This window comes from Microbacterium sp. H6, assembly GCF_003314775.1.
In the GTDB taxonomy this organism is placed as follows: Bacteria; Actinomycetota; Actinomycetes; order Actinomycetales; family Microbacteriaceae; genus Microbacterium; species Microbacterium oxydans.
On the sequence record NZ_QOAY01000262.1, the window covers coordinates 75,371 to 79,185 of the forward strand.

5 protein-coding genes and 1 pseudogene are annotated in these 3,815 nt (G+C 68.2%); all 6 read left to right on the forward strand.

Translation table 11 applies throughout. The features are described 5' to 3' along the window. Window positions 1-191: pseudogene (locus tag DSP71_RS24195) on the forward strand (hypothetical protein); the annotation flags it as partial. Beyond that, window positions 188-502, forward strand: a complete 315-nt coding sequence (locus tag DSP71_RS17320; RefSeq protein WP_046749570.1) for an AzlD domain-containing protein — start codon at window positions 188-190, stop codon at window positions 500-502. The pseudogene DSP71_RS24195 and the gene DSP71_RS17320, both read left to right, overlap by 4 nt. Window positions 503-551: 49 nt before the next feature. Further along, on the forward strand, window positions 552-962 hold the full coding sequence (locus DSP71_RS17325) for a hypothetical protein (protein WP_046749569.1): 411 nt from the start codon (window positions 552-554) through the stop codon (window positions 960-962). A 9-nt stretch (window positions 963-971) separates the two neighbouring features. Further along, the gene (fdxA, locus tag DSP71_RS17330; RefSeq protein ID WP_045263079.1) at window positions 972-1,292 is read left to right on the forward strand and encodes a ferredoxin; all 321 of its coding nucleotides are present in this window, start codon (window positions 972-974) and stop codon (window positions 1,290-1,292) included. 11 nt (window positions 1,293-1,303) lie between these two features. Beyond that, window positions 1,304-2,416, forward strand: a complete 1,113-nt coding sequence (gene dapC, locus DSP71_RS17335; RefSeq protein ID WP_113681684.1) for a succinyldiaminopimelate transaminase — start codon at window positions 1,304-1,306, stop codon at window positions 2,414-2,416. A gap of 191 nt (window positions 2,417-2,607) precedes the next feature. Further along, window positions 2,608-3,815 (forward strand): citrate synthase (locus DSP71_RS17340; protein ID WP_113681688.1); only part of this gene is annotated, 1,208 nt, incomplete at its 3' end.

Genomic DNA, 3,815 nt, shown 5'->3' on the forward strand with positions numbered 1-3,815 from the left:
AGCGGCAGGCCGTCGCGGTCGGCGTCGCAGCGGCTGTCGTCGCCGCGGCCTTCACGCCGTTCCTGATGCCGGGCCTTCCGGTTCTGGTGGCTGCGGTCGTCGCGATCGCCGTCGGCTGGTTCGACTGGTGGGGTCGTCCCGCGGCCTCGACCGACGGTGGAGCGGACCGGGGTGCGGGGGCGGCCTCGTGACCGTGTGGAGTGCGATCCTCCTCGCCGCCCTGATCTGCCTCGCCCTCAAGGCGGCCGGATACCTGGTGCCCCCTCGGGTGCTGGAGGCGCCGCGCACCGCCCGCATCTCCGATCTGCTGACAGTGGGTCTGCTCGCGGCTCTCGTGGCCGTGCAGACCCTCGGCGACGGTCAGGCGATCACGGTCGATGCTCGCGTGCCCGCGCTGCTGGTCGCCGGCGGCCTCCTGTGGCTGCGGCAGTCCTTCCTCGTGGTCGTCGTCGCGGCGGCGGCGGTCGCAGCCCTGTTGCGTCTGTTCGGGATCGCCGCATGACCCACCTCCCCGATCCCGTCCGGCGGGGGCTCGTCGGTAAGATCGACAGGTGCGCGTGAGCTGGGTGTCGAGAGTGTTGTCGTGGATCGCTGCCGCCCTCGTCGGCGGTGTCTACGGCGTCGCCGGCACCATCAGTCACAGTGTGATGTGGGGCCCCATCCCCATCGGCATGATCATCGCGGCCATCGCGTGCGCTGCCATCCTCATCGCCGTCCGAACCCTCACGCATGACAGGGGCGCCGCTGTCGCGGCCGGACTCGGGATGATCGGCATGCTGGTGCTGATCTCCGGGGAGGGGCCGGGCGGATCCGTCGTCGTGCCCGCCTCGTTCCTCGGGCAGATCTGGACCTATCTGGTCGCCGGAATCGTCCTGCTCGTCGTCGCCTGGCCCTCCGTCCGACGCCTCCCGGTGCGCACGGAGGCGCCTGCCGCGCAGGAACCCGAGCCGCGCGAGTCGTAGACTGAGGGGGTGACGTATGTGATCGCCCTCCCGTGCGTCGATGTCAAGGATCGCGCCTGCATCGACGAGTGCCCCGTTGACTGCATCTACGAGGGCGAACGCTCGCTCTACATCCACCCGGACGAATGCGTGGACTGCGGCGCCTGCGAGCCCGTGTGTCCCGTCGAGGCGATCTACTACGAAGACGACCTGCCCGATGAGTGGCAGGACTACTACAAGGCCAACGTCGAGTTCTTCGACGAGATCGGGTCGCCCGGTGGCGCCGCCAAGGTGGGTGTCTACTCGTTCGATCACCCGATCGTCGCGGCTCTGCCGCCTCAGGGCGAGTAGGCGCTGGCTCCGTGAGCGTCCGCGATCTCGCCGACTATCCGTGGGATGCCGTCGTCCCGTTCCGTGAGCGCGCGCAGCAGCACCCGGACGGACTGATCGACCTCTCGGTCGGTTCTCCGGTCGACCCCACCCCCGACATCATCCGCCGCGCCCTGGCCGAGGCCACGGATGCGCATGCCTATCCGCAGACGGTGGGCACACCCACCCTGCGGGAGGCGATCGTCGAGTGGTACGCCCGGCGCAGGGGAGTGCCCGACCTCCGGGTCGACAACGTGCTCCCGACGATCGGGTCCAAGGAACTCGTCGCGCTGCTGCCCACACTGCTCGGTCTGGGGGCCGGAGACATCGTCGTCCACCCGCGCGTGGCCTACCCGACCTACGAGGTCGGGGCACGCGTGGTTGGAGCGACGCCCCTTCCCGCGGACGATCCAGCCGACTGGCCGGAGGGCGCCAAGCTCATCTGGATCAACACCCCGGGCAACCCGGACGGACGCACCTGGACCGTCGATGAGCTCGCCGCTGCCGTGCGTCGTGCTCGTGAGCTCGGTGCCGTGCTCGCGAGCGACGAGTGCTACGCCGAGCTGGGCTGGGACGGCGTCTGGGCGACCGAGTCGGTCCCGTCGGTCCTCGACCCGCGGGTGACGGGCGGAAGTCGTGCGAACTTGCTCAGTGTCTACTCGCTGAGCAAGCAGTCGAACCTCGCCGGCTACCGTGCGGCGTTCGTGGCCGGGTGCGCTCGTGTCGTCGGCGAGCTTCTCACTGCCCGCAAGCATCTCGGGCTGATGCCCCCGGCACCGGTGCAGCACGCGATGGCGGTGGCGCTCGCGGACGACGAGCACGTCGCCGTCCAGAAGGCTCTCTACCGCACCCGCCGCGATGCCCTGCGTCCCGCGCTGGAGGCCGCAGGCTTCCGCATCGACGGTTCGGAGGCCGGGCTCTACCTCTGGGCGACCGAGGGGCGCGACTCCTGGGAATCGATGGGACGACTGGCCGATCTGGGCATCCTCGCCGGTCCGGGTCCGTTCTACGGCGGTGAATCCGGGCAGCATGTCCGCCTGGCCCTCACCGCATCGACGGCTCATGTGGCCGAGGCCGCGCGCCGTCTCACTGTGGCCGATATGTAGATTCCCTCCTCGGAGGGGGCGTCCCTTTGGCGGATGTCACAGTAGGCCTGTGCGACTACTAGGCTGTAAAGGCGATTCGGTCGTGACCCGACCTGGCGCCTGAGCGCCGTGAGATCGCCAGTTCAGGCTTGATCAAGATCTTGTTCGAACCCACCGCGACGAGCGGGGGCGGACACTACGAGGAGGTCCGCGTGAGTGCAGCGGCAGACCAGACGGCGAAGCTGACGATCGGCGACACGACCGCTGAATTCCCGGTGCTGCGCGGCACGGCGGGGCACGACAGCATCGATTTCTCGACGTTGACGCGGCAGACGGGCTACACCGGCCTGGACTACGGTTTCGTCAACACGGCGTCGACGAAGTCGGAGATCACGTACATCGACGGCGACAAGGGCATCCTGCGGTACCGCGGATATCCGATCGAGCAGCTCGCGGGTTCGACGAGCTACCTCGAGGTCGCGTGGCTCCTCATCTACGGCGACCTGCCCTCCGCCTCCGAGCTGGCGGAGTTCGACGAGAAGATCCGCCGGCACACCCTCCTGCACGAAGACCTCAAGCGCTTCTTCTCGGCGCTTCCGCACACGGCGCACCCGATGTCGGTGCTGTCCTCGGCGGTCGCGGCGCTCTCGACCTACTACGAGGGTCAGACCGACCCGCACAACCCGGAGCACGTCGAGCTGAACATGGTGCGCATGCTCGCGAAGCTCCCCGTGATCGCGGCCTACGCGCACAAGAAGAGCGTCGGCCAGGCCTTCCTGTACCCCGACAACTCCCTGAGCTTCGTGGACAACTTCCTGAAGCTCAACTTCGGCGTTCACAGCGAGGAGTACGAGGTCAACCCGGTGATGTCGAAGGCTCTCGAGCTGCTCCTCATCCTGCACGAAGACCACGAGCAGAACGCGTCGACGTCCACGGTCCGCCTGGTCGGTTCGACCGGGGCCAACCAGTTCGCATCCGTGTCCGCCGGTATCCAGGCTCTCTCCGGTCCGCTCCACGGCGGGGCGAACGAGGCCGTGCTGACCATGCTCGGTCAGATCCGCGACTCCGGGCAGAGCGTCTCGCGCTTCGTCGAGCGGGTGAAGAACAAGGAAGAGGGCGTGAAGCTGATGGGCTTCGGGCACCGGGTCTACAAGAACTACGACCCCCGTGCCAAGCTCGTCAAGGACGCGGCCGACGAGGTGCTCTCGTCGCTGGGCGTCACCGATCCGCTCCTCGACCTCGCCAAGGAGCTCGAAGAGCTGGCGCTGGCCGACGACTACTTCCGGGAGCGTCGCCTGTACCCGAACGTCGACTTCTACACCGGCGTCATCTACAAGGCGATGGGCTTCCCCACGCGCATGTTCACCGTTCTGTTCGCGATCGGTCGTCTGCCCGGTTGGCTGGCCCAGTGGCGCGAGCT